Annotated in this window: 23 protein-coding genes, 4 pseudogenes and 1 riboswitch; of the genes and pseudogenes, 11 read left to right on the top strand and 16 right to left on the bottom strand. The window is 53.8% G+C overall.

The window, feature by feature from the left end:
* Positions 1-32 precede the first annotated feature (32 nt).
* Positions 33-1,025 carry a beta-propeller fold lactonase family protein gene (locus AC788_RS11315; protein ID WP_049860737.1) on the bottom strand — a complete coding sequence of 331 codons (993 nt, stop codon included), beginning with the start codon at positions 1,023-1,025 and terminating at the stop codon, positions 33-35.
* 158 nt (positions 1,026-1,183) lie between these two features.
* A complete protein-coding gene (locus tag AC788_RS11320; protein ID WP_049860738.1) occupies positions 1,184-2,080 on the bottom strand; it encodes a LysR family transcriptional regulator in 897 nt (298 codons plus the stop codon).
* Positions 2,081-2,197: 117 nt separating this feature from the next.
* Between AC788_RS11320 and AC788_RS11325 the strand changes: the two genes are divergently transcribed.
* Complete coding sequence (locus tag AC788_RS11325; protein WP_049860739.1) at positions 2,198-3,367, top strand: TDT family transporter; 1,170 nt, start codon at positions 2,198-2,200, stop codon at positions 3,365-3,367.
* Positions 3,368-3,375: 8 nt separating this feature from the next.
* Here AC788_RS11325 and AC788_RS11330 read toward each other — a convergent pair whose 3' ends face one another.
* The 7 genes and pseudogenes from AC788_RS11330 to AC788_RS22005 all read right to left on the bottom strand — a co-directional run bounded on the left by AC788_RS11330 (position 3,376) and on the right by AC788_RS22005 (position 7,517).
* The gene (locus AC788_RS11330) at positions 3,376-3,978 is read right to left on the bottom strand and encodes a uracil-DNA glycosylase (RefSeq protein WP_049860740.1); all 603 of its coding nucleotides are present in this window, start codon (positions 3,976-3,978) and stop codon (positions 3,376-3,378) included.
* Positions 3,978-4,129 (bottom strand): annotated as a pseudogene (locus tag AC788_RS21990) (inorganic diphosphatase); the annotation flags it as partial. The gene AC788_RS11330 and the pseudogene AC788_RS21990, both read right to left, overlap by 1 nt.
* A gap of 304 nt (positions 4,130-4,433) precedes the next feature.
* On the bottom strand, positions 4,434-5,780 hold the full coding sequence (locus AC788_RS11335) for a voltage-gated chloride channel family protein (protein ID WP_049860741.1): 1,347 nt from the start codon (positions 5,778-5,780) through the stop codon (positions 4,434-4,436).
* A 79-nt stretch (positions 5,781-5,859) separates the two neighbouring features.
* A riboswitch (Fluoride riboswitch) is annotated at positions 5,860-5,932 on the bottom strand.
* 146 nt (positions 5,933-6,078) lie between these two features.
* Positions 6,079-6,147: pseudogene (locus tag AC788_RS21995) on the bottom strand (DUF190 domain-containing protein); the annotation flags it as partial.
* A gap of 10 nt (positions 6,148-6,157) precedes the next feature.
* Positions 6,158-6,313 (bottom strand): annotated as a pseudogene (locus AC788_RS22000) (fluoride efflux transporter CrcB); the annotation flags it as partial.
* Positions 6,314-6,515: 202 nt separating this feature from the next.
* Positions 6,516-6,818: an AzlD family protein gene (locus tag AC788_RS21355; protein WP_082223643.1), complete on the bottom strand. Its 303-nt coding sequence runs from the start codon at positions 6,816-6,818 to the stop codon at positions 6,516-6,518.
* A 267-nt stretch (positions 6,819-7,085) separates the two neighbouring features.
* Positions 7,086-7,517 (bottom strand): annotated as a pseudogene (locus AC788_RS22005) (AzlC family ABC transporter permease).
* Between the two features lie 102 nt (positions 7,518-7,619).
* Between AC788_RS22005 and AC788_RS21360 the strand changes: the two are divergent.
* Positions 7,620-8,782, top strand: a protein-coding gene (locus AC788_RS21360) for an IS3 family transposase (protein ID WP_152965737.1) whose coding sequence is annotated in 2 segments (ribosomal slippage) — positions 7,620-7,872 and positions 7,872-8,782 — 1,164 coding nt in all. Because the reading frame shifts where the segments join, the coding sequence is not laid out codon by codon here.
* A 376-nt stretch (positions 8,783-9,158) separates the two neighbouring features.
* Here AC788_RS21360 and AC788_RS11355 read toward each other — a convergent pair.
* Both AC788_RS11355 and AC788_RS11360 read right to left on the bottom strand, forming a co-directional pair.
* Positions 9,159-10,865: an ATP-binding protein gene (locus AC788_RS11355; protein ID WP_049860742.1), complete on the bottom strand. Its 1,707-nt coding sequence runs from the start codon at positions 10,863-10,865 to the stop codon at positions 9,159-9,161.
* A gap of 2 nt (positions 10,866-10,867) precedes the next feature.
* Complete coding sequence (locus AC788_RS11360) at positions 10,868-11,845, bottom strand: SIR2 family protein (protein WP_236690506.1); 978 nt, start codon at positions 11,843-11,845, stop codon at positions 10,868-10,870.
* Positions 11,846-12,483: 638 nt separating this feature from the next.
* Here AC788_RS11360 and AC788_RS11365 point away from each other — a divergent pair.
* From AC788_RS11365 to AC788_RS11385, 5 genes are read left to right on the top strand one after another with little or no spacing between them, the layout of a single operon-like run.
* Positions 12,484-12,834: a metalloregulator ArsR/SmtB family transcription factor gene (locus AC788_RS11365; RefSeq protein WP_049860765.1), complete on the top strand. Its 351-nt coding sequence runs from the start codon at positions 12,484-12,486 to the stop codon at positions 12,832-12,834.
* A gap of 22 nt (positions 12,835-12,856) precedes the next feature.
* Positions 12,857-14,146 (top strand): arsenic transporter, encoded by a 1,290-nt coding sequence (locus AC788_RS11370; protein ID WP_049860743.1) that lies wholly within the window; start codon positions 12,857-12,859, stop codon positions 14,144-14,146.
* A gap of 9 nt (positions 14,147-14,155) precedes the next feature.
* Positions 14,156-14,626 (top strand): arsenate reductase ArsC, encoded by a 471-nt coding sequence (locus AC788_RS11375; RefSeq protein ID WP_049860744.1) that lies wholly within the window; start codon positions 14,156-14,158, stop codon positions 14,624-14,626.
* Positions 14,626-15,360, top strand: a complete 735-nt coding sequence (gene arsH, locus AC788_RS11380) for an arsenical resistance protein ArsH (RefSeq protein ID WP_049860745.1) — start codon at positions 14,626-14,628, stop codon at positions 15,358-15,360. The genes AC788_RS11375 and arsH overlap by 1 nt, the downstream gene beginning before the upstream one ends.
* A gap of 19 nt (positions 15,361-15,379) precedes the next feature.
* Entirely contained in the window at positions 15,380-15,934 is a 555-nt protein-coding gene (locus tag AC788_RS11385) for an arsinothricin resistance N-acetyltransferase ArsN1 family B (RefSeq protein ID WP_049860746.1), read from the top strand.
* Positions 15,935-15,946: 12 nt separating this feature from the next.
* Here AC788_RS11385 and AC788_RS11390 read toward each other — a convergent pair whose 3' ends face one another.
* Positions 15,947-16,423, bottom strand: a complete 477-nt coding sequence (locus AC788_RS11390; RefSeq protein WP_049860747.1) for a helix-turn-helix domain-containing protein — start codon at positions 16,421-16,423, stop codon at positions 15,947-15,949.
* Between the two features lie 298 nt (positions 16,424-16,721).
* On the opposite strand from AC788_RS11390, the gene AC788_RS11395 reads away from it, so the two are divergent.
* From AC788_RS11395 to AC788_RS11410, 4 genes are all read left to right on the top strand, one after another.
* A complete protein-coding gene (locus AC788_RS11395) occupies positions 16,722-17,450 on the top strand; it encodes a metallophosphoesterase (RefSeq protein ID WP_049860766.1) in 729 nt (242 codons plus the stop codon).
* Positions 17,450-17,758, top strand: coding sequence for a hypothetical protein (locus AC788_RS11400; protein ID WP_049860748.1), 309 nt, complete (start codon positions 17,450-17,452; stop codon positions 17,756-17,758). The genes AC788_RS11395 and AC788_RS11400 overlap by 1 nt, the downstream gene beginning before the upstream one ends.
* A complete protein-coding gene (locus AC788_RS11405; protein ID WP_049860749.1) occupies positions 17,739-18,047 on the top strand; it encodes a hypothetical protein in 309 nt (102 codons plus the stop codon). The genes AC788_RS11400 and AC788_RS11405 overlap by 20 nt, the downstream gene beginning before the upstream one ends.
* Before the next feature lie 146 nt (positions 18,048-18,193).
* A complete protein-coding gene (locus AC788_RS11410; protein ID WP_082223644.1) occupies positions 18,194-18,826 on the top strand; it encodes an HAD family hydrolase in 633 nt (210 codons plus the stop codon).
* Positions 18,827-19,005: 179 nt separating this feature from the next.
* On the opposite strand, the gene AC788_RS11415 is transcribed toward AC788_RS11410, so the two are convergent.
* The 4 genes from AC788_RS11415 to AC788_RS11430 are packed head-to-tail and all read right to left on the bottom strand — an operon-like array spanning position 19,006 to position 24,205.
* Complete coding sequence (locus AC788_RS11415; RefSeq protein ID WP_049860751.1) at positions 19,006-19,422, bottom strand: hypothetical protein; 417 nt, start codon at positions 19,420-19,422, stop codon at positions 19,006-19,008.
* Positions 19,423-21,555: a hypothetical protein gene (locus AC788_RS11420; protein ID WP_082223645.1), complete on the bottom strand. Its 2,133-nt coding sequence runs from the start codon at positions 21,553-21,555 to the stop codon at positions 19,423-19,425. It abuts the gene before it with no gap.
* Positions 21,555-23,012 carry a site-specific integrase gene (locus AC788_RS11425; protein ID WP_049860752.1) on the bottom strand — a complete coding sequence of 486 codons (1,458 nt, stop codon included), beginning with the start codon at positions 23,010-23,012 and terminating at the stop codon, positions 21,555-21,557. Before AC788_RS11425 ends, AC788_RS11420 begins: the two co-directional genes overlap by 1 nt.
* Positions 23,009-24,205 (bottom strand): tyrosine-type recombinase/integrase, encoded by a 1,197-nt coding sequence (locus AC788_RS11430; protein WP_049860753.1) that lies wholly within the window; start codon positions 24,203-24,205, stop codon positions 23,009-23,011. The genes AC788_RS11425 and AC788_RS11430 overlap by 4 nt, the downstream gene beginning before the upstream one ends.
* Between the last annotated feature and the right edge of the window lie 20 nt (positions 24,206-24,225).

Genomic DNA, 24,225 nt, shown 5'->3' on the forward strand with positions numbered 1-24,225 from the left:
AGCAGGCCCCCATGAAGGCCTGCGCTGTTCAATCAGTCGGGCTTTAGCGTCGACACCACCTTGTTGCTGGCGAGATCGACTGTGGAGATACTCAAGTCCTCATTGAGGACATACGCCTTCGACTTGTCTTTGGTGAAGACAATGGCCTGGCGGGGTGCCTTCAAACCGGTCACAGTGGTGGTCACTTTCAGCGTTTTGGTGTCGATCACTGAAAGGCTGTTGTCACCGAGGTTACCCGAGTAGACGTGCAGCCCGTCTGGAGTAAGTGCTGCGCCGTAGGGGTCTTTGCCCACCATGACGGTGGTTGTAATGGCGCGTTTTTGAGTGTCGACAACTGCGATGCTGTTACTGCCGCTGTTAGCCGCGTACAGCGTATTGCCGTCCGCCGATATGGAGATGGCGCGCAACTTGTTGAAGCCAGTGATCTCACCTTCAATCATATTGGTCTTGCTGTCGACCAGGGTAATTTTGTCCCCAAGAAAGTTGGTGACATAGACGGTTTTGCCGTCAGGGCTTACCCGGATACCTTGGCGCGGTTGGGAGAAGCCAGGTACCACAGCTACTGGCCGCTGGTGATCAAGGTCAATGACCGACAGCGTGCTGGCCGCTTCATTGTTGACGTAGAGCAGGCTTCCGTCCTTGCTGAGTGTGGTACCAAAAGCACCTGCGCCCAACGGAATATCTGCGATCACTTTCAAAGTCTTGGTGTCAATCTTGCGCACGACCCCCAAACTGCTGTCGGAGAGGTAGAACACATCGCCAGTTGGCGAAAACACAATATTTCGCGGCGTGACGTAGCCGGTGAGAACCTGGCGAACCTTTCCGGTTTTCAAATCATAAACCACTACATCTGGACGCTGACTGTAAGAGACCACCGCCGTCGTTTCATCAGGGCTGAGAGCCAGCGAGTTGTTGTGAATATCGCCGTCGAACGTCCAGCGATCGTCCGCGGCCAACGCGCTCATCGTTGTGGCCAACGCAACACCCAACGTCAGGGCTGTGATGGTTTTCTTTATCACATTCATCAGGGTTTCCTCATAAGGGTAAGCCAAGCATCCACTCGCGCCTTGGCAAAGACAACTCGTTCATCGCTGCAGGGCTATGAGTTGACCTTATGCGTATTTGATAAATTCCGGAAACAACTTGTTTTGGTAGCTCTTACCTGTTTTATAAATAGGTCTGGCTATTTCTGGCTCAAGAACTGACTGCAGCTCTCCCAGAATCGCTCAAGCCCAGGCGATATGAATTTGTCCCGGTGGCGGATCAGAAAAAAACGTCGAGTCAGTGCAGGCAAGGCGTGCGGCAGTTCAACCAGGACTTCAGAGGCCAGTAGATCCCGAACGACCCAGCGGGACAGGCAACTCATGCCGATGCCTTGTGCGAGGGTATGCTTGATAGCCTCTGAACTGCCAATCTGGCGCGTTTCGGCGAGATCGTGCAGATGACGCAGCAGCAATTGTTCGACTTCTTCGCGGGTACCAGAACCTGGCTCGCGCAGTAGCCATTCGGCGGTACGAAGATCATCAAGTGTGACCTGCTGCTTTAGTGCCAAGGGATGCCGTTGGCCTGCGACAATAAGCAACTCATCAACAAGCCAAGGCTCGGCACTGAGTTCGGGCAGGTGGCAAGGCCCCTCGATCAGGCCCATATCAATCTCGAAATCAGCGACTCTTCTTGCGATAGCCATGCTGTTGGCCATGTCGACATCGACCCTCAAATGTGGTGTTGATTGACGCAGCTCACCGAGAATCAATGGCAGAACATAATTGCCTATCGTGGTACTGCATCCTACCCGCAAGCGTGTTTTCAGACCGGCATGGCCTGGTAAGAAACTGGCCTCTATCTGTTGTGCATTCTCAAGTATCCTTCTGGCTTGAGGCAGTAAGGCATGGCCGTTATCGTTCAGCACTAAACGCTTGCCGACACGGTCGAACAGCCTGGTATCCAAGGCGTTTTCCAACTCGTTGAGTGCGGCGCTGGTTGCAGATTGGGACAGTGACACCGAAATGGCTGCGCTGGTGGTGCTACCGTGTTGCGCGACGGCGCAGAAAATTTGTAGCTGACGCAGGCTAAGCTTCAAGGGATCTACCTTCTTAATAGGTAATGTAAACCTATACTATCCGTTTTTACCGCTATGCCCACCAACCTATACTTCAGCCATGTCATATTGACGGCAAACTGAAGCGGGAGCGCGAAAATGAGTGATACACGACTCGCAGCTATCATGGGCGGCAGCCATCCCTTGGCGGCCTTGTCCAATCCACGAGAAGCGATCCGGCAGTTCACACCCAACTGGTTCGCCGCCACGATGGGCACCGGGATTCTGGCTCTGGCTCTGGGCCAACTGCCTTTTGCTGCGCAGTGGCCCAAAGCGTTAGGGGAAGCTTTGTGGTTTTTTAATATCGTGCTGTTTTGCCTGTTCACGCTGATGTACGCGAGCCGTTGGGTGTTGTTCTTCGATGAGGCCAAACAGATCTTCGGCCACTCCACTGTATCGATGTTTTTTGGAACCATCCCCATGGGATTGGCGACCATCATCAACGGTTTTCTCCTTTATGGTTTGCCACGCTGGGGGGATGGGGTAGTCGCTTTAGCGGAAGTGTTGTGGTGGATTGATGTCGCCATGGCATTGGCCTGTGGGGTGCTGATCCCGTACATGATGTTTACCCGCCAGCAGCACAGCATCGATCAGATGACAGCGGTATGGTTGCTGCCAGTAGTTGCGGCTGAGGTGGCTGCCGCGAGTGGCGGTCTATTGGCTCCGCACCTCGCTGACGCTAGCGCACAGTTCACCATGCTCATCACCAGCTACGTGCTGTGGGCCTACTCGGTGCCCGTCGCCTTGAGCATCCTGGTGATCCTGTTACTGCGCATGGCGCTGCACAAACTACCTCATGAAAGCATGGCAGCATCGAGCTGGCTGTCTTTAGGGCCGATCGGTACCGGAGCTTTGGGGATGTTGGTGCTGGGCAACGATGCTCCAGCGATCTTTGCTGCTCATGGAATGGCAAGCATCGGCGTCGTAGCCGAGGGCATCGGCTTGATCGGTGGTGTGCTGTTCTGGGGGCTGGGATTGTGGTGGATGGTATTGGCGCTGCTAATTACCGGGCGCTACTTTAGGGAGGGCATCCCTTTCAACCTCGGCTGGTGGGGCTTCACCTTTCCGCTGGGAGTGTACGCCGTAACAACCCTCAAATTGGGCGCTATGCTGCACCTCACGTTCTTTAGCTTCTTTGGCGTGGCACTGGTGTTGATGCTCACCGTCATGTGGATGATCGTCGCGGCCAAAACCCTGGCGGGTGCCTATCGCGGCAACTTGTTCGTCTCGCCGTGTATTGCCTCACTGAACAAGGCGGGCAAAACCTGAACCTTTGGCTACTCGATCGACTGTTTGGCGTGACGCAATGTGGACAAAATGCGCTGCCTAACATTCGGGTGAGTGCAAACAGAAAGGGGACTGGGGTGTGGCATTTTCAGCAATGAAAAATCAGGGAAGGCGAGCCGAACACGCGGTATGGCTTTCTGGGCAACACGTCCGGCAAATACGATAGTGACGAGATCAGGGAAAAGCGTCAGTAGCGTGATCAGCATCTCGATACCTTCGTCGATTTGCGCTCTGCGGAGCGCACCCTTGGGCTTTTCGAGATCTGGTAGCCAAGGGTACAAATTCCAAAGGACGGTTTCGTGACGTGCCAGTCCAACCTGCTCAATGAAACCTTTGAGGTTGCGTTGTGCAGGCCCCGCATTGTCTCTTGACACGTACCGTGGAAGACTGATCGTTCGAGCGGGCGATTCCAACAAAATCAATACCCTTGCGAAGACGCCACCATCCAGCGGATCGAAATACGGTAATGTTCTTTCGCCCGTTGACTGGGCCGTTACCCAGCGCGTCAATTCAGCAATTTTCGGCAGCAGCAAAAAGTCTTCTCTTTCCTTCAGAGAAATTTCCTGATCTGCGCTCTTCTGATTGAGTAACACTACTTGGAAGCCTCCCTCTGCAGGTTGTACGCCGCTACCGATTCACGAATCTCTTCCCGCACCTCATCTGCGTGACGCCAACGCCCTATCTTCACCCGTTTACCTTGCTCCAGTCCCTTGCAGTTTTCAAAAAATGCTGAATCTGAGCGAGTCATAGCGCGGGAGCTCGCACCCTGCGCAACTCGTCAGCGTGGTTGCACAACGGTGCGCAGCGTTTCATCGTGATGACGCATATCACCGAGCTCTGGGTAATGATGGGAAATGCTTGGCCCGGTAAATAGCCTGCAGAATCGGCTTGAGCATCATCTGCTCAATCTTATCTTTTTGGGCGACTTTAAGAAGGTGTTGGGCAAGCGCGGGCACACTCAGGTGGTGCCAGAAATTTGTAACTCGAGCCCGGCTAGCACCAGGGACATAGAGCTGCAAAACTGTCAGGCGATCTTGGCGATGTCCGGTCATTTCTCTTCCCCTATAGGAGCCACTTTCCGCTCGCTGGCAGATTCACTTTGAGCATGAAATTGCTTGATATCGGAGAGCCGGATTTCCTCCGGCAGAGGACGGTGGTGTTTGCTGTGACCCACGCGCTGGGCGTGATAGATCCCGGTATGCCCGGATACGAGGTAACTTGCGATACAGGCAATGGCTGCAAGCGGAGCAATTTCAGGGCCGAAGAGCTCCATGGCCATGACAATGGTTGCCAGTGGCGTATTAGCTGCGCCAGCGAAGACGGCCACAAAACCGATACCAGCCAGCATGCCGAAGGGGAGATGTAAGAGGGGCGCTAGCGCGTTCCCCAAGGCCGCTCCAATGTAAAACAGCGGAGTGACTTCGCCGCCCTTGAATCCAGTCCCCAGGGAGACAACGGTGAACAACATCTTTCCAAGCCAGTCCCAAGGATCCATTGGCATGTGAAAGGATTGGACGATGCTCGGAATGCCCAGTCCGATGTATTTATCGACGTCGATGTAATGGTTACCACTGAGCGCCCACACGGCGACTGCGATCAGCAGGCCTCCGGCGAAGGGGCGTAGTGGCGAATAGGAGATAAGTCGTTTAACGAAAGCTCCGAGCTTATGGGTGGCCGTCGCGAATAGAAGGCCAGTGAGGCCGAAGATAATTCCTGCAGCTACCACAGCCATGACGCTCCAGAGCTGCACGGGAACCACTTCGCCAATGACGTAATGCGTATGAACCACTCCCCAGGCTTGCCCCACTTGGTCAGCAACGATTGCCGCAACCACGCAAGGGAAAAGCGCGTCGTAACGCATACGTCCGATGGCCAACACTTCAAGTCCGAACAAAGCCCCGGCAAGAGGGGTGCCGAAGACGGACGCAAAGCCAGCACTGACACCGGCCATGAGAATCACCCGGCGATCTTCGCGGCGTAGCCGAAAGACATGCGTCAGTTGATCGGCAAGAGCGCCGCCCATCTGCACCGCCGTTCCCTCACGTCCCACAGATGCACCGAAGAGGTGGGAAACCACGGTTCCGATTAGCACCATCGGCACCATGCGCAAAGGCACGATCTTCTTAGGATCATGGATCTCATCGATGATCAGGTTGTTTCCGGCATCAACGGGTTTGCCTATCAAGTGATACGCAAGTCCGACGGCGAAGCCAGCAACTGGCAGGAGCCAGAGCACCCAGGGATGGGCTTCTCGCCATTGGGTGGCATGATCCAAAGAAAGGAGGAATAACGCAGAGGCAGAGCCTGCCAAAAGAGCTACAAGACCAGCAAGCGCAAGCCATTTCGCAATATAGGGCAGTAGGTCGAGTTGTTCAGGTCGTCGAAATTTAGACATTTGGCCAGCCACAAAAAGTAAGTAGGCCTGACCAAAAAGGGATTCTGAGCGCGAACGCCTACAGACCTGGTTTGATCAGGTTTCTGTAGGCATCATCAGCTGCTACGGGCGCAGCGGTTGGTTAATGGAGGAATGCCATCTCCAATGCGCCGATCTTAGCTAGTCCTGTCCAAAATGTAAAATCGTGTTACGGAAAGTCGTCGTCAAGTCACAGCTTATGAAAGCACGTTAGACTACGTAGCATCTTTTCCGACGAAGCCCATCTCAATTGGGGTCTTTATGAAAAACACGAGATATCCTCGCCGAGCATCTTTCCCTGATAGCGACGGTTCTGTTGGGTAAAGAAAGTCACCAGGAAACTTTTCATGTTCATCTCCTCAGCGCGTGTCGAATATTTGATAGGACAGAAGCCCGGCAGCCGTCATTGCCAGCGAACCCAAGACGTGTAGTGAAACTGAGCCGAGCACCCAGAACAGCCTGCCTTTCTGGATTAGGACAACGGTTTCTGCCGAAAACGTAAAAAAGGTAGTTAACCAATCATAGTCCTGTCCTGGATTGGCGACATGAAGCTGATACACCTACGCACCCTGTCTAAGGTTCACGTACGCATCATGTGCACTGGTCAAGTCGGATGCAAACGACTGGTCAAGTCGAATGCAAACGGGTGGTCAAGTGAATGCAATTACACCCATCGCGAGTGAATCAGAGATCGATCCATTTCGACGGTAGTTTTCCCTAGCTGCTCAACAGGTATTTGAAAAGTGCCAGCGAAGAAACACCAGCTGCCACGATCACCAACATTGGTCTTTTCCAGGCAGCCGCTATCGTAATTGCCAATGCAAGAAGTTTTTCAGGGTGTGGCGAGACGAAGTGCGGTGCGATAGCCGCAATCAAAACGCAACCAGGCGCAACGTCTAGTACCGCCCGTGCCCGTGGACTGAGCTTACGGTTTCGCAACAGCAGAAACCCATTGGTTCGCGTGGCGTAAGTCACCAGAGCCATACCTATTATCGTCATGAGAGAGGCGTAACTGATCATTCGACTGAAGCCTCTAGGTATGCTCAAGCAATGCCTGCAACGGTGCCCGCTAATACGAACCACGCGCCTGGAACCAAGAGAAAGGTAGCTGCTGCCACTATCAAGCCAATCAGCCTCGGCTTGGCAAATCGTTCCACATGCCACGGAGCAGGACAATGAAGACCCCTGGGAATGCCGTGGCGAACCCGTAGCGGTCTATATCTCCCAGCACCGGCCCCATCAAAGCGCCGAGAACAGCAAACCCCCCCATACCGGATAAAAGGGGAATTACGCTCCCCAGTAGTACGGCCTACAGAAAGCCGTTTCATAACCGGCGAGAGAACGTCGCAGCGTATCGGCATAGCTTATTGCCCAGCCTCCGTCAGCCATGAAGAAAAGGGCCGGAACAATTTTCCTTTTTGGAAGGTGCTGGAGGTATGGGGCCAAAGCAGCGCCCATGACGATATGGCGACTGTTGATCAGGAAGGTGATCAGAATGATCGTCTAAATCGGGATAGGGGCCGACCAGAGCTGAATAGCCGCAAACTCAGATCCCCCAGCGAAATTCAGCCCTGTCATGGTGGTCACTTCCCCAACGGAGAGTCTGACTTGGGATGCTTGAGCTCCTAGCACCATCGCATAGGGCGCGACGGCGAACAGCACGGGGAATGCGTCTTTCACGCCCCTTACAACTTCGGCTCTGATGTTTTCTTCGATCATGGCAGCGTTCTTGTGCTCCAGCGAATAGCGTTATCCAGTGTAGTGGTCTAATGAAACCGGACACCCATTTAGGCGAGAATGCTCGCCACAGAGAGGTGTCTGATGACCAAGCAACGTCGTACCTTTACCCCTGAGTTCAAGCGCGAGGCGGCGTGCCTGGTGCTCGACCAAGGCTACAGCCATACCGAAGCAGCCCGTTCGCTTGGGCTTGTTGAGTCGGCCTTGCGCCGTTGGGTGAACCAGCTCCAGCAAGAACGTGGCGGTACTACTCCGACCAGCAAAGCCCTGACGCCTGAGCAGCAAAAAATCCAGGAACTCGAAGCCCGTATCAACCGGCTAGAACGGGAAAAATCCATCTTAAAAAAGGCCACCGCGCTCTTGATGGCCGAGGAACACGAGCGTTCGCGTTAATCGATCAACTTCGGGCTCAAGAGCCGATTGATCTGTTGTGCTCGGTATTTGAAGTAACCCGATCGTGCTACTACGCGTACTGCCGGAAACGTCGGTATCCAGATGCCGAACGGGTGGTTTTGCGCAGTCGCGTGAACAAGCTGTTTACGCAAAGCCGAAGCGCTGCGGGCAGCAGGAGCATCATGCTGATGATGAAAGAGGACGGCATGCAGATCGGGCGATTCAAGGTACGTAAGTTGATGCGCGAGATGAACTTGATCAGCAAACAGCCGGGCTCACATGCCTACAAAAAGGCGACCGTGGAGCGACCTGATATCCCGAACGTGCTTGATCGAGGGTTCAGCGTGGCGTCCCCCGACAAGGTCTGGTGCGGTGACATCACGTACGTTTGGGCCGAAGGTCGGTGGCACTATCTAGCGGCGGTAATCGATCTTTATGCGCGCCGGGTTGTGGGCTGGGCGTTCTCGGCCAAGCCCGACGCCGACCTGGTGATCAAAGCGCTGGACATGGCCTATGAGCAGCGTGGTCGGCCTCAAAATGTGCTGTTTCACAGTGATCAAGGCAGTCAATACGGCAGCCGGAGTTTCCGCCAGAGACTATGGCGATACCGCTTCACACAGAGCATGAGTCGGCGCGGCAACTGCCATGACAACGCGCCAATGGAGCGGCTATTTCGCAGCCTGAAAACTGAATGGATACCGACGGTGGGCTATATGAGCGCTTCGCTAGCGCAACAGGATATTGGCCGGTTCCTGATGGAGCGATACAACTGGCGGCGACCGCATCAGTTCAACGAAGGGCAAACGCCTGCGGTCGCTGAGGAAAAACTCAATTCAGTGTCCGGGATCAGTTGACCACTACACGGGGCGTATAGGCAGTTGATTTTTCTATAAAAAAACCCCCTTCATTAGCAAGGGGGTTCTTAGTGTTTTTTAGATTAATGTATACGCTTTTGCCTACCTGAATTTCATTGGCAAAATACTCATATCCGTCTGTGTATACATTCGCGAAGCTCAGCGCTGGCGGGGCTTTCATCAAGTCTTAGCCGGTACGCTCGGGTAAAAACGTATACTTTTGGCCGTTTCAGCTTCATTTTCAGGGTCGAAGTATACGCCTTATCAGCCAAATTTCGACCCAAAATTTTCTTACGTGGACGTCCCTGACCAACCCGAAGCTGCAGGTAAATTGTCCGCCCGGATAAGCTAGCGCCCATCGACAAGGATTGCGATTTCACCATAGCCCTTGAAAGCTTGGCCCATCCGATTTTGGAGGCTGGGTGGGACGCCCGATCTGAATAGTCACCGGAATTGGGAAATCTACACCTACCAAAGCCACCTCACCTTGCTTCAGATTGGGCAAGAAAGCGGCGGCTGAACGATCCAGCTCCCCACACGCACGTTCAACCACTTCTCGGTCACGGTCATTGGTCAGTCTATGAACCAGCAACGTGCCCATCTGACTCAACACTCCTTCGGTAATGTCTCGTGGTCGCTGGGTGACCAGGCAAATGTTGAGTCCGTACTTTCGGCCCTCTTTCGCGATGAGTTCGAACGCATCCAGGTTCTGAACGTCATCTTCACCTCCTAGGGTTTTCCCTAGGAAGTTGTGAGCCTCGTCCAAAATGACGATCAACGGTCGCTGTCGAAAGGCCTCGTGACGGGCTCGCAGCAATAGCAGTCTGCCGATGGCGTTGGCGATGACTTCTCTCGCGTTGAATTCATAGCCGACTGAGCTGAGGCATATTCTGAACAGCCGCTTTTCTCCAGCGATAAATTCATCGAGATGTTCAACCAGGCTCGGAAGGCCTTCTGCCGGGCGAAACACACAGCTCAACGACGGAGAGTCCATTACGCTCATGATTCGCGTCATGAGAGAGGAGCAGTACGATAGCTCGGTGCTTGCAGCGCCCCATCTGGTCATGTCGTTGTTGTATCCCGTCGGCATGCAGCATTCCTCGACAATTTGCCGAACCAACATGCTCATATCGAAGGGAAGATTTGGATTGCCTACCCGGTTGGCGTTGTCATCCCTGTTCATCGCTCGACGAAAATCAGCTTTGAGTTGACCTACCTTCGGGACGTACCCTTCTGTGAAGATATCTGGAGCTAAGGCGGCAAGCCTCAGGCTCCTTATGGCTTCTCTGAGTTTGGGGCCTTGGGTTTTACCTGACGGCTGGAAGAGTGCGATGAAATCAGTTTCATTGAAGCATCTGGGCGGAATACCTACCTCAAGAGAGCCTGGAGTTCGATGCAGCGGGTTTCCGAGATGGTGATGTGTTGTGTCTTCCCCTTCGAGTGACCGGTATTCCCCTGTCGCGTCCACAAGCACGATCTTGCAAGCGTATCGACGGCATTCCTCGATGAGCTTTGAAGTCGTCCAACTTTTCCCACCTCCAGTTGAGCCCAAGATCGCGCAATGTCGACCAAAGAGTTTTTCTGGCGTTACAGCAATCGCGAAACCGCCATCCCCAGATACATGTCCGAGATTGAGCGCTACGCGAGGGGGCTCCCCATTTATCCCGCTCGAAATCAGTGTCGGGATTTTGGAGATAAACGAGCCGGGTGCTGAGTAGACCCGGTCTCCTAGTCGTGGGTAGGAGCTGACGCCTGCAGTGACCTTCAAGGTGTGTGGGTGAACAGACCCTAGCAGGCGTATCAAGCCGATTGCGTCAATAGCCTGCGTGCCAGCGAAGTCTTGGGAAATTTCGGTACGCTCACGATCAGGAAGGTTCACTTCAGTAATGCGTCCTAGGAGCACCGCTTGCTGACCCTCGATCAGTACCAGTTCCCCCACCTCACCTTTGCCATAGCGATTTTGACCTAGATATCGACCGCTGTTTTCTCCAGCATGTGCCAGGTTGATTTTGATCAATTGCGCTGCAACGCTGGTGACCACTCCGATTTTCAGTGTGCTAAGAAGTATCCCTTCTGGAGACATGGTTATCTACCGATCCGTTTAACAGCATTCGCCAACTGTTCAGCTGGCGAAGCGGTGCGCAGGTGGGGGATGTGAGCCGCCAAATCGCCAAATGAACCGCTGACGAAATGGACGTCGAAACCGCGTTCAGCGAGATCGCGGAATTTTCCCCAGTAGGGGCTCGATCCATTGTCCCCACGGTTGTGGACATGGCTGATGCCATTGTAGTCGCAGAGAATCAGCTTCAGGCTGGGGTTGGATTGCAATGCCGAATAAATCGGTTCGGAAAGGTGGTCATCGTTAAACCCGAATCCTGACACAACCAGGCAGCTGTTTGGTTGTCGTAAAAACTCCAGAAATCTTGAAAGCAGCTCCAAGTGGGGTTGAAGAAACGCTTGCTGGTATTTTCCTTTTGCGGGATATATTAGGCACGCGTTTTCCGGCGTCGGTCGGCTGTCCTCGTAGATTTCATGACCATCTCGGCTCCAGCTGACTGATCCGTGTAGCTTCAGCAGTTGAAAAATGCCTTCGGCAAACTCGTGGCTGTCTGCCTCCCGGCGTACGATGTCGTACGTGAAATGTTTGCCGTCAAACCGGCGTCTGCGGGTGTAGGAAAATCCGTCAATAATGACCATACCCAGTTCCGACGCTGCCGTTTCGAAACACATGTCATAGTTTGTAGTAAACACCTTCAGGCGCGGGTCACGAACCCTTCTCCTAGCCAGCTTCTGGAGGAGTTCACGATATGCCGATATGTCTGAAGTGGGCAGGGTAATGAACGTTGAGCAAGCGTGTAGGATTTGCTCCTTCACGAGTGCGACAAACTCATCAACGACTGGGTCGTCATTGAACGCCAGGTAGGCATCGCACTGTGATAAGAAATGCTCGATGTTCGGATTTCGGCGCTCGGCGTAACGGACACGCTCAGTAACCTGCTGACCGGCAGCTGTCAGCGCATGGGTCTGCGGGTCGCACATCGAGTCTTGCCATAGCTTCCACATGCTAGGCCCGCCTGGGTTGCCTAGAGATGTACCGCTTCCAGCAAAAAACCCTAGGTTAGGTACCTGAAGAGCAGACGAAAACATCTCGCTAAGCCTATTCCTGTTCGAGCTGATCATATTTTCATCATCAGGCTCGACCCCTTTCAGGACTTGATAAGCCTCAGCTGTCAGCGGCATCCACTCACTCGCACCTGGCGGAAGGTATGCCTGCTGCCCTTGGTACGGAGGTGGGAGAGGAATTACAGGCAGTCGTGGTGGAGGGACAAATGGAGGTGCGTCGACTGGCATAGAACACGATCCTGTGTTGTGAAATGAAAGCCATACAGCCTCGGTCTTCAACCGTTCCCAAGCTGCCTGTGTTGATATCTGCTTGGCATCATATCGCAAGCGGACTTAGCGACGTATGGCAGATCGCCTACACCGGAGCCGAGTCAGATGGGGAGTCCATGGGGGATCAGCCAAGCTCCAAACCTCCGAGCATATGATGGCTGACGAGTGATATCTCCGTCGCGCTGCTGAAGTGATCGGCGATCACTGAAGCCCGGATCATCGAGTCCCGTCACTAGGTATTTGTACAAGCGAGCTGGATATGTTTATATGCGTATATTCGGTTATTCACATATTGAGGTTGATTGCTTGTGAGCCTTCCACCACACACCTTCTTCAAATGCCTCGGGGACGAAACCCGCGCTCGGATTATGCTCATGCTTTCGGCTGAGGGTGAGCTGTGCGTCTGCGAGTTGATCTGGGCTCTGGACGATAACCAGTCGAAGGTTTCCAGACACCTTGCACAGTTGCGTGCTTGCGGGTTACTCGCGGATCGCAGGCAGGGTCAGTGGGTTTACTACCGGCTGCATCCCGAGCTTGAACAGTGGGCGCTGGATGTTCTGAACGTCACTACGCAGGCCCACCTGTCTTGGGTTAACGACCATCAAGGAAGGCTGGCTTCCATGGAAGACCGGCCCGTACGCCAGGCCTCCTGCTGCTGACCTCCTGATCTGGAAGATACCCATGCTCATCGCTGCGTCGATTTTCGTAGTTACGCTCGTCCTTGTTATCTGGCAACCCAAGGGGTTAGGTGTCGGCTGGAGCGCGGCAGCGGGTGCCGTTTTGGCACTACTGGCTGGCGTCGTGAGCCTGGGGGATGTGCCGGTGGTGTGGCACATCGTCTGGAACGCTACCGCGACTTTCATCGCCGTAATCATCATCAGTTTGCTGCTTGATGAAGCGGGTTTATTCAAATGGGCAGCGCTTCATGTCGCCCGCTGGGGCGGTGGGAAAGGCGGGCGCCTGTTTGCTTTGATGATCTTGCTCGGGGCAGCCGTCTCGGCGCTTTTCGCCAACGACGGCGCAGCACTGATCCTCACTCCCATCGTTATAGCGATGCTCACGGCGTTGCGCTTTAGCCCTGCATCGACCTTGGCGTTCGTGATGGCCGCAGGCTTTATCGCCGATACCGCCAGTCTGCCCATGGTGGTGTCGAACCTGGTCAACATCGTTTCGGCAGACTTTTTCAGCGTAGGTTTCGGAGAGTACGCTTCAGTCATGTGGCCAGTGAACCTAGTGGCAGTGGCCGCGACGCTGTTCATGCTCTGGATGTTTTATCGAAAGGACATTCCCGCCCAGTACGACGCGAATGAGCTTGAGGCACCAGAGGCTGTGATTCGTGACCGGGCGACCTTCATTGCTGGCTGGTGGGTGCTTGGCCTACTACTGGTTGGCCTGTTCGCACTGGAACCGTTAGGCATCCCTATCAGCGCCGTCGCTGCTGTGTGTGCGGTGATCCTGCTGGTCATCGCAGGGAAAGGCCACATCATCTCGACGAGGAAAGTCATCAAGCACGCACCCTGGCAGATCGTCGTGTTCTCGCTGGGCATGTATCTGGTGGTCTATGGCCTGCGCAATGCCGGTCTGACTGACTCCCTCTCGGGATTGCTTAACACGTTCGCCGAACATGGACTGTGGGTCGCGACCTTCGGCACGGGCATCACCGCTGCGCTGTTGTCCTCGATCATGAACAACATGCCGAGTGTGCTCATCGGCGCTCTATCCATTCAGGGTAGCGACGCTACGGGCTTGGTGCGTGAAGCCATGATCTACGCCAACGTCATCGGCTGCGATCTCGGCCCAAAGATTACCCCAATCGGAAGCTTGGCCACGCTGCTGTGGCTCCATGTCCTGGCGCAGAAAAATATCCGTATCACCTGGGGCTACTACTTCAAAGTCGGCAGCATCCTCACCCTCCCTATCTTGCTGGTAACGCTTGCGGCACTGGCGTTGCGGCTGAGCATTCCCGTCTAGGAGACACCCATGAAAGTACTGTTTATGTGCACGGCCAACAGCTGTCGGAGCGTTCTCTCTGAGGGGCTGTTCAACCACTCGGCCCCGGACGGTTTTACTGCCGTCAGTTCAGGCAGCTTCCCCAGTGGGCAACTGAATCCCCGCGCTGTGAGCACGCTGCAAGCGCTGGGCATCGACACCACAGATCTCTACAGCAAAGGTTCAGAGGTCTTTTCGGACTCACCACCCGATGTGGTTATCACCGTTTGTGACAAGGCCGGAGGCGAACCCTGCCCGGTCTATTTTGGGCCTGCTGTCAAAAGCCACTGGGGCCTTGCCGACCCTTCCGATGTTGAAGGAACGGACAGCGACATACAGGCTGCATTTGACTCGACCGTCGTCCAAATCAGAAAGCGTTTCGACGCGTTCTTCAGCCTGGATCATTCGGCGTTTACACCGCAGGAGCTGAAGTGCGAGCTAGATCGGATAGGTGAACTGTAATGGACGAATTTTCCTCGGAGGGCAGTCCGGAAATTCCAAATCTGGATTTATCAGTGATCGACGTCCCAACACTGGATCGTCTTCAAAACAACGACCAAGCGACTCACAAGCCACGCATTTTGTTGTTGTACGGTTCAACCCGTGAGCGCTCTTTCAGTAGGCTACTGACTCAGGAGGCGGCACGCATCCTGACTCTAATGGGGGCCGAGGTCGTGATCTTTGACCCGTCAGGTCTGCCTCTCCCTGATGACGCCCCGGAAGACCATCCAAAGGTTAAAGAGTTGCGAGATCTGGTTCTGTGGTCAGAGGGACAGGTGTGGTGTTCGCCAGAGCGTCACGGTGCAATGTCTGCTGTATTCAAAGCCCAGATCGACTGGATTCCTCTCACGATGGGCGCTGTCCGGCCTAGCCAGGGCAAGACGCTCGCCGTAATGCAGGTCTGCGGTGGATCACAGTCCTTCAACACGGTAAACCAGCTGCGGATCCTCGGGCGCTGGATGCGAATGATCACCATCCCAAACCAATCGTCCGTACCCAAGGCGTTCCTGGAGTTTGACGATGCAGGGCGTATGAAGCCATCTGCCTACTACGACCGTGTGGTGGACGTGATGGAAGAACTGATGAAGTTCACGTTGATGGTTCGGGGCCGGGAAACGTATCTGGTAGACCGCTACTCCGAGCGTAAGGAAAGCGCTGAGGCACTCTCGAAACGGGTCAACCAAAGATCGATTTGAGCCACCAAGGGGATTAAGGATGAGCAACATCAGCACAGTCAGGATTGCGCAGCTTTCGGACGCGCAAGATATCCAGGCAATCTACGCACCGATGGTTGAGCGTACCGCGATTTCGTTCGAGCTAGAGTCCCCTTCAGTCGAAGAGATGGCCAAGCGGATTAAATCGACTTTGCCGACTTACCCCTACCTCGTAGCGGAGCGAGACGGCCAGGTGATCGGCTATGCATACGCCAGTCAGCATCGTGCTCGTGAGGCCTATCGCTGGTCGGTCGACGTCACGGTCTATATAGCGCCCAACGCACACCGTAGCGGCGTTGGCCGGGCTCTCTATGACGTATTGCTGCCGACACTGAAGAGGCAAGGCTTTCACGCAGCCTATGCCGGGATCGCGCTTCCCAACGATGGCAGCGTGGGGCTACACGAAGCGCTTGGCTTCGCTCACATCGGTACGTATCCAGAAGTAGGATTCAAGCATGGTGTCTGGCATGACGTCGGGTATTGGCGAATTGCGCTGGATGTCGCGAGTCCGCCGAAACCAGCCGTGCCGTTCAATGAGATTAGTCCGCAGATCTAGCCTGGAGCCTACCTATTCAACATCACGTCGCCAAAGGTCGTGTACTGTCTGCTTGGGTATCCCCAGCATCTCGGACGTCATCTTTTGACTCATTCCTTCTGCCTTGCACTTAAGGACTTTCTGGAGTTTTTCTGGATCGACCGGCTTCCCTGGCCGGCGCTCAACCACCGCTCCCGTAGCGACCTCTGCTTTGAGGACTTCGCCACCACCGGAATGCTCAAAATCGTCTAGTTCTGCCTGTACCTTCTGCAGAAGCATTTGGGTGGAATGGCCGCTATTCGCTGACAAAGTCAGTGCTAGGAATGTGAGCGGGCTAATCCCTAGCCCTGCGCAGATCGATTCGAGCTTGTCCAGCGTGACCGTTGATGCTCCCTTCTCCAAGCGGAACATGTAGGTACGGCTGCTTCCATAATTTAGGCTCTCTTGGCTATGGCGGCCCTGGCGACGCAAGGTACGAAGCACGGCGGCCAAGGCAAGCTTAAGCGACATGAAAATTCCTCAAAGATGAGGATAAAGCCACGTTGCCCAGTCCGGTTCTACTGTATATAGTGAACAAGTCCGGACTGCTGTGAGCGCCTGTTTTCATGAAAGGGCTCTGGGTATGTGCTGGGGGCTTCCGCTATGCGGGCGAGTCGGTGGGATCAATCCAGGAGCCTGCGAGGCCTTCGTTTGAACCTCAATATACCGGTAAAACGTCGTTCAGCTCATGATCGATGAGGCCGGGACTAAGGCTAAAACCGAACCAGCGTGGCCGGTTCACTGCGATATCAGAACCGTAACGGGTCTTATGAAAATCTTGATTTATTCCGATCTGCACAATGAGTTTGATCGCTTTGAGCCGCCGCTAGCAGAGGTCGATCTGGTGGTGCTTGCAGGGGATATTGATCTGCGAACACGGGGCGTTCTATGGGCCAATGACTCCTTTGACTGCCCGGTAATCTACTGCTGCGGCAACCACGAGCTGTACCAAGGGCACATCGATCGGACGCTTGCGAAAATGAAAGCCGCAGCTCACAGCCACGTTCGTGTCATGGAAAACGAAACCTTAATCCAAGGTGATGTGCGTTTCTTGGTTGGTACGGCTTGGACTGACTTCACTGGTACTGGTGATGTTGTGGCAGCTTCCTCTGTCTGCGCTAGAGAGATGACTGACTTCCGCGTAATCAGGGCAGGGGATAACTACAGGCGGTTACGCCCTGCCGATGTCATTGAGAAGAACCGATTGACTCGTGAGTTTCTCAAGCGCGAGCTGGCGATCCCTTTTCCCGGAAAAACCGTGGTCGTGAATCACCATTGTCCGATACCAGAGGCAGCTGGAGATGAGAACGAAGGACACATCAGTGCTGCTTATTTCAATCGGTGGTACGACTTTATTGCTCAAGCTGACGGATGGATTTTTGGCCATACCCACCACGCCATTGATGTCCATTTTGGCCAGTGTCGGGTGATTTCCAATCCGAGGGGGTATCCCTCGGAAGTTACCGGGTTCGACCCATACAAAATTGTGGAATTCTGATGCGCCGCACCATAAAACGAACTACTGCCGAAGTTCTGCCAAGCAGCATTCCGGATGAGGTCTTGCAAGCGAGCGCTATCGATTGGGAGGTGATGGTTGATGCATATCTTTTTGGCGCAGCGTTTGTAGGGGGCTGCTATGCCGCCCGTGCGTTCCTAGATCGCTCTGGAGCGATTGACGACGGCATGACGGTACTGACCCCCGTGGTGGGGGTGATGGTCGAGAGGAGCGGGTTTGTGCTCGTACGAAGCCTGAGCGGCCAGGATCACTACGTTATCGTCAGCCGGCATGAGCCAGTTAGGGAATAAGAAATCGGTGGAAACGAAAACTCTCGATGATGTGGTTAATGCTGCCCGCCTAAATTTTGGCATCGGTATCACTGCCTATTTGCACCACCCTGAGGTCTGCGGGTTTTCGCTGACAGGGCGAGTCTATTTTGATCGCAAGGACAGATTCCAAAATGGTCGCCTGATTCGGACGTCCGATGTTCTGGAGTTTGTCGAAATTGGTGACCACCTCGTGGCGGTTACACTCACTGGCAGTACCTACGTACTGGTAGCGCCCAGCTGCGAAATGCTGACGCTGCCTGGGGGTTGACGATGGAGTGGAGGGGCAGGGCTCCACGAGGCGGGCTGGCGCCAGCATATCGAGGGCTGAACAGTTGTGCCCAAGTGGTGCAAGGCACACTTTCATGAGCTCTGGTTGTAAATTTTGACTAGATCCACCCTCGAATCAGGTGATGCATGATGAGATACCGGGCCGTGCTTCTAGATGCATTCGGCACAATCTTGAGAATCAAGACTGGCAAGCATCCATATCGACAGCTTCTGAAGGAAGGGCTTCGTAACGGACGCCGTCCGAATCCTGATGATGCAAAAAAATTGATGACATTTAACGGAGGATTGCCCCAAGCAGCTGAGTACCTAGGTATCAGCGTTCACCCTCTCCGGTTGGCTGAAATCGAAGAAATGCTTGAGCAGGAAGTCGACTCGATAGTCGCATTTCCCGATGCTTTGGAAGCAGTCGCCCTGTTGCAGCAGCATGAGCTTCTACTGGCGGTCTGCAGCAATCTGGCGTACCCATACGGTCGTGCGGTCAAAAGGTTATTTCCGACCATGGATGGGTTCGGCTTTAGCTACGAAACTGGCTTGGCTAAACCAAATCCATGGATGTACCGAGCAACCTGCGAAATGATAGACGTTGAGCTCGACAACGTGTTTGGCGAGCACAGAGTAATTATGGTAGGAGATTCCCTACGCTGCGATTGCCATGGCCCGCGCGAAGTGGGGATTACCGGCATACATTTGGATAGATCAGGGGGTGGTCGCATCAGTGATTTGACGGGCTTTGCCCACCATGTGCTTCGCGAGTCGTAGCATTGTTGAAGGGGTGTCGCCGAAGGGTATCTGAGGCATTCATTCATCCTTCCAATACCAATCAGGAGCACCAGAGTGTAAACCTATTTTTCATACTGTAAGTCGATGAGGTTTACACGATGATTTTCTGGCTTACTGCTACCTGCTTGGTAAGCTCCCAGGCAGGTGAGCGCTACTTCCTATCGAATCTCTTTGGGCTTCGCGTACGGTAGTGGTCGTTCAAGCTCATCGAGAGTCATTTTGCCGCTACGAATGACGTTGTGGCTCCATCTCAGGAACTGTTCTAGTAAGGCGTGGTTTTCACGGGTCAGGCGCTTGACCCTTTCCTCAAGAAGCCTCACACGTTCTAAAGCCTTCTCAGTCTCTATGGCGCTGCGGGAGGTAGTCACGCCGCCATCATCCTTAGCCTGCTCCTTGGCGTGATCCCAGGCCGACTTGATGCGTGGATGTCTGAGCATTGCTGCCTTGGTGTACTTATGGCCGATATCTACCTCAAGCATGGCCAGATATCGATCCCAAGTGAGCTTCCCAGTCCAGCCGTCCAGCAGGCGTACGGCTTTTTCGATCCCCGTATCGTTTAGTTTTGGCGCGCCCATTCAGAAGAACCCCATATCAAGCAACAGCTTTTCGTCAGCATCAGTTTCGGTCTCAGGCTTGGCAAGGTTGGTGCTTGGGCCGGCCTGGTTGATGATCCTTACCGCCTGCGCTAGCCCGGCTTTTGACTGAGGTTGGTCAGGAGGTGGGAGAGTCAGCAGGGTGCCATCTGGAATGCTTGGATCGTTCAGCATCTCAAGAACCAGTTTCCAGCGCTCAAGCTTGGGCAGATGCAACTTCAACCAGCGGGCTGCGCCCGGCTCGCCTTCCTCTACAGCCTTTTGGGCATCTGCTACGGCCTTCTCGTGCATTTTGAATTGAAACTCAGCTTCATCAAGGTGGCGTTGTTCGCCCTTAACGAATGTGTGCTCACCACAGCTCACGCAATCCTTGTCCTTGGGGCAAGGCGTGAGAGCGTGGTCGTGGCGGCAAATGCCGTAGCGGGTGCGGTGTGTCGCTCCCAACTCAAGCTTGAGCGCCTCTTCCCTGGTAAGCCCATGGGTGACTTCAATAGAGCGCACTTTCGCTTCGAGCTGACCTGCTACCTGCAGTGGTTTACCTACATCCCCGAGCTTGAGGTAGGCCTCAATGAAGACCTCTTGGGGAAGATGGTCGTACCATTCGTTCTGACTGATGTTCTTACGCCCAGACCAAAATGCAATCAGGGCCTCGCTCAGGTGCTTGCTCTGAGCCAAGGTGTTCAGCAGGTGACGGAAAGCATGGGTGGAGATGCCCATGGGGCTGCCATCCGGATTGGCTTTGCTATTCCGTGTGAACACCGTGACTCCGCTGGGATTGGTACCCAACTGATGGTTGATCTGGTTCGTAGAAATTGGAGATGGCAGGTATAACAGGGTTTCCCCATCAGGCCGCAAAACGTTAGTAGGGAGAACAAAGAGGGCCTCGTGCCATTTGATCTTGGTATGCCCATCCAGGATCGGGAAAATAGCAGGCAATTTCCCCAGTACGTATCTTTCCAGAGAATCAAATTCGTATAGCGGGGCGAGCCCTGTTTTTCTGGAGTCTTGCATCCGACTCCGGTCATTTGTAACTTCGCCAGTTGCTACCAATCCGTAGCCTCTCTTGGCGTGCGAAGTTTGAATTGCTGTTTCCTTGCCCAGAATTTGTGACACCTCTTTCAACGTTATCGGAGATCCGCGCAGATGCTCAGTGCCGGGAGGAAGATAGAGGTCTTTAGGATTGTTAAGGTACCACTCTGCGGCTTTTCGGGCGGGGGCACCCAGCTCCGCTAGATATCTGACTGTAGATTCAATGATGGCTTCAAATTCATCGCTTGCGGCGAATTTTGTCATTGGCATAGCCCCCTTGGCGGGTGCCCATGCGATACCCATTATGGGCCCATCTTTGGTGTCAGCGCGACGTATGCAGTTGACAGGCAAACTGAGAATCTCACTGGCGCGGCTTGGTGCATACATGGCCAATGTGACGAAAGCAGTTGCTACCCTGTCAGGCATGGCTTTGCTTTTATGGTGGATATCAGCCAAGGCGAGAATAGATTCAAGGGATGGAAGCCTTGATGTGGATTTTTCGGCGTCTTTGGTAGAGACCCTGTCATTCCGCACAGGTTGTTTGTACTCGAATGGGCTGCGCCATTCGAGTATCACTGGAGTTAGACGAGCCGGGTTAACGATTTCCGTTACCACTCGCTCCAAAACTCGACCCATGGGCCAGGCATCCTGAAACTTCTCTCTGAGTATTTCAGCTGCCCTATCGAGCACAAATGGCGTGAGCTTGGTAATGCACGGCTTCAATTTAAAATCAATTAAAGCTTGTTCGATTACACGTAAAACCCCTAAGTGCCTATTGTATTCAACAAGGCGAAGGCGTCGCATCGTTTCGCTGAACGCAGATTTTGCAAAATCCATGAAGCATGGGTCGAGCGGTATTTGAACCAAGGGCTTATTGCCGGATTTGTCTTTTAAAGATCTGAAGTACACCAGCTTCTTAGTTTTCCCCTGAGCTCTGCCGATGACAAAAGTTGTGATGTCCCAGATGTTATCTTCCCACTCAACATTGGCGAATGGTGTATTTTTGCGAGCATGCTCTATATAGCGATTCAGGTTTTCCTGAGCGCTTAAATCATCTTTGCCTACGAAGTGAACAATTGTTCCCATTACTCAGTACCTGCCGATTCATCTCGGAGAGCAATGATTTGCTGGATCGCAGACATGGCATTGTGATTGATCTGACGGATCCTGGGTTCCGTTTCCATTTCTTGGTCGGCCACCAATGAGACCATCAATGTCTCCCAGGGGGCGCTCAAGAGAGGCTCGAAATGCGCGCAGCCGGCTAAGCATGCTACCGGGGCATTTTGGTGGCAGTCGGCGCGTGTCCCGCAAGCGCCTACAGGCTTGCCCATCAGCCGGAGAAAGTCCGTTATCACGGCGTCGGGATCGCCCGCCCTGGTTGCTTCCTCAAGTCCAGAGATAGACTTCCCTTGAAACGCCCTCGCGAAGTACCCCATTTCTTTCCCCAAGGCATCACGCACGGGTTTCTGCAGTTCGGGCATGGAGGCTCTGTAGTAGTGAATGCAGGACGTGCTGCGGTGTGTGAGAAGTCGTGCCACTTCGTAGTCAGATGCTCCTTGCGCTAGGGCTCGGGTAGCCAGTGTGTATCTGAAGCGATAGGGATTAATCGGAATTTTAGTTCCGAGGCGTTCGGAGTAAGTGTCTAGCTTTTCCAAACAAGATATAACGCGGCTTCCTAGTGCCTGGGCTGAGGGCTGATCAAATAATCTGCATTCAGCCTGGCTCATGCCTCTGGCGTCTTGATCCAAATACATTATGAGGCATTCAGCAAGCACAGTGGGGGCTCGGCGCGCCCAATATTCATTTGAGGATGTCATCTCGCCTTTAGCGAGCGGAACTTTTAAGGTGACTTCCATCCCGTTCCTGCTGTGGATGATTACATCACTCTTTTTCATTCGAAAGGCTTGGGCGGGCCTTACCCCTGTTCCGATAAAAAACCAGCATATAGTGAAGTCAGCTTGACTTATTGTCCTGTCTGAATATGCTCGATTGAGTTGGTGGTGAATGTTGTGGATTTCTTGCTCGGTGAAAGCCCCCCTTTCAGGGTCGTTGGTTACAAGATTGAAATATGCACCAACCCCTTGCTCCTCCCATTTTATTGGGTGCTTGATGAAGTCACAGACCTGCTCTGAAAGTCCACGCATTTCGTGTGCGGAAATCTGGCGTAGCAGCGGGATAACGAATGCTCTGTAGCTCGGGTGGGTGTTATTTAGCAAGTTTATTTCAGGGATATCGATTTCAGTCTTGCCTTTCATTTCAGGCAATGCAAACCAGTTGGCTACGGCATACATAACAGTATTGCTGTAGGATAGGATGTGCGTGGATAGCAAATTCTTGTATGAAGCATAAATGCTTTCATGCAGCAGGTTGCCCGGCTCAAGTATATCGAGCCTCATTGGTTTTGAATTGCCGTCGCGATCTGCAATGCGCTCCTTTTTGCCCATTTCGATCTCAATTATCCTACCGTCCAGTAGAATCACCTGATCCTTTTTTGTAATGGGGGGGTGTTTGCTAGTTGTGGAGCTTTTGTTTGAAATGTTCATTGCTCTACTTCATCTTTCTTTGTGCGCAAGTCGTTTGCCAAGTCCTCTGCGATCCTGTCAGCCTTTTCGCGAATATGCCGACGTGAGTAGCGCTCTTCCATTTTGGATTCCTTCGACCAACCGTTGAAGCGGGTTCTCACCCGCTTCTCCTCCTCGGGCCTCATCCGTTTCTCTGGAGGGAGGCTATCGATCTTTCTGCTTAAACGATCATTCCACGTCCTGCGCAGTGCATGCGGCGCAATACTCTCTGATAGCTCGTTCTTTCGACGCAGCTCCCGGAACGTGAGGTTGATGGCCTCTACGGACAGGTGGTCGCCTTTAGCGGTTGTGAAAAGGTAACCGTGCCTCCTGGATTTGACGGGAATCTTGGCCCAGTGCCTCATCACGAACTCATGGAAGTCGTCTGCGGTTTGCTCGGAGATGGGCAAGGTTCTGGCAATCGTTTTCGAAACACGTACCTTCACTCGTCGGGCTGCATGATCAATGTCCTCCACCTTGATGTATCGCAACTCACTGCGTCTGACCGCTGTTTCGTTGAAGATCCGGTACATCAGGTGATTGCGGTACTGATGAAAATCAGACTGAAATGGATTGGTCACTGAGCCTGGCTCAAACGCCGCATCGATGGCTGTCATGAGATCTTCAGAAAGCCCCTCTGGCGCATCTCCCTCATCAGAGGGGGTGGCCCGAGGCTCTTGGGCTCGCAGGGCAGCAATCGCGTTCTCACGAGCCTTGGCGAGGTCTTTGCGGGGTTTCTGGGAGGCTTTAGGGGCAATGCGTTCGTGATTGAACTGCAGAAAGTTCGCCACGGTTCGGATCCGGTAACCGCCTTCGACTGCGGAAATCAATGTCCGCTCTGGGGTCGGTGTACCGCCGCTGCGCACCTGTTCAAGCCGCACTACCTTGTTGGATCTTACTTCCAGAGAGGCTTCGACAAGCCGATCCTGTGCCGCCCGATCAAGGCGAAGGAAGAAGGCCAAATCCTCGCACTGCTCCATCGACAGGAATGACTCGGAGCGCAGCTCTACCTCCAGATCAATCTTTCTGGTTGTCGCCCATAGGTAGGCCATACCTACAGCGCGGAGAACCTTTTCGATGGTGGTCAAGGCAAAGCCAACGTCCCTGTATCGGAGAGTGGCATACACATTGGGCAGGAAGAGCGGGCGTCCTTCCTGATCGACCAGCACGGCCATCGGAAGGTCGTCTGATGCGG

This window comes from Pseudomonas sp. RIT-PI-a (genome assembly GCF_001187875.1).
Taxonomy (GTDB): domain Bacteria; phylum Pseudomonadota; class Gammaproteobacteria; order Pseudomonadales; family Pseudomonadaceae; genus Aquipseudomonas; species Aquipseudomonas coleopterorum.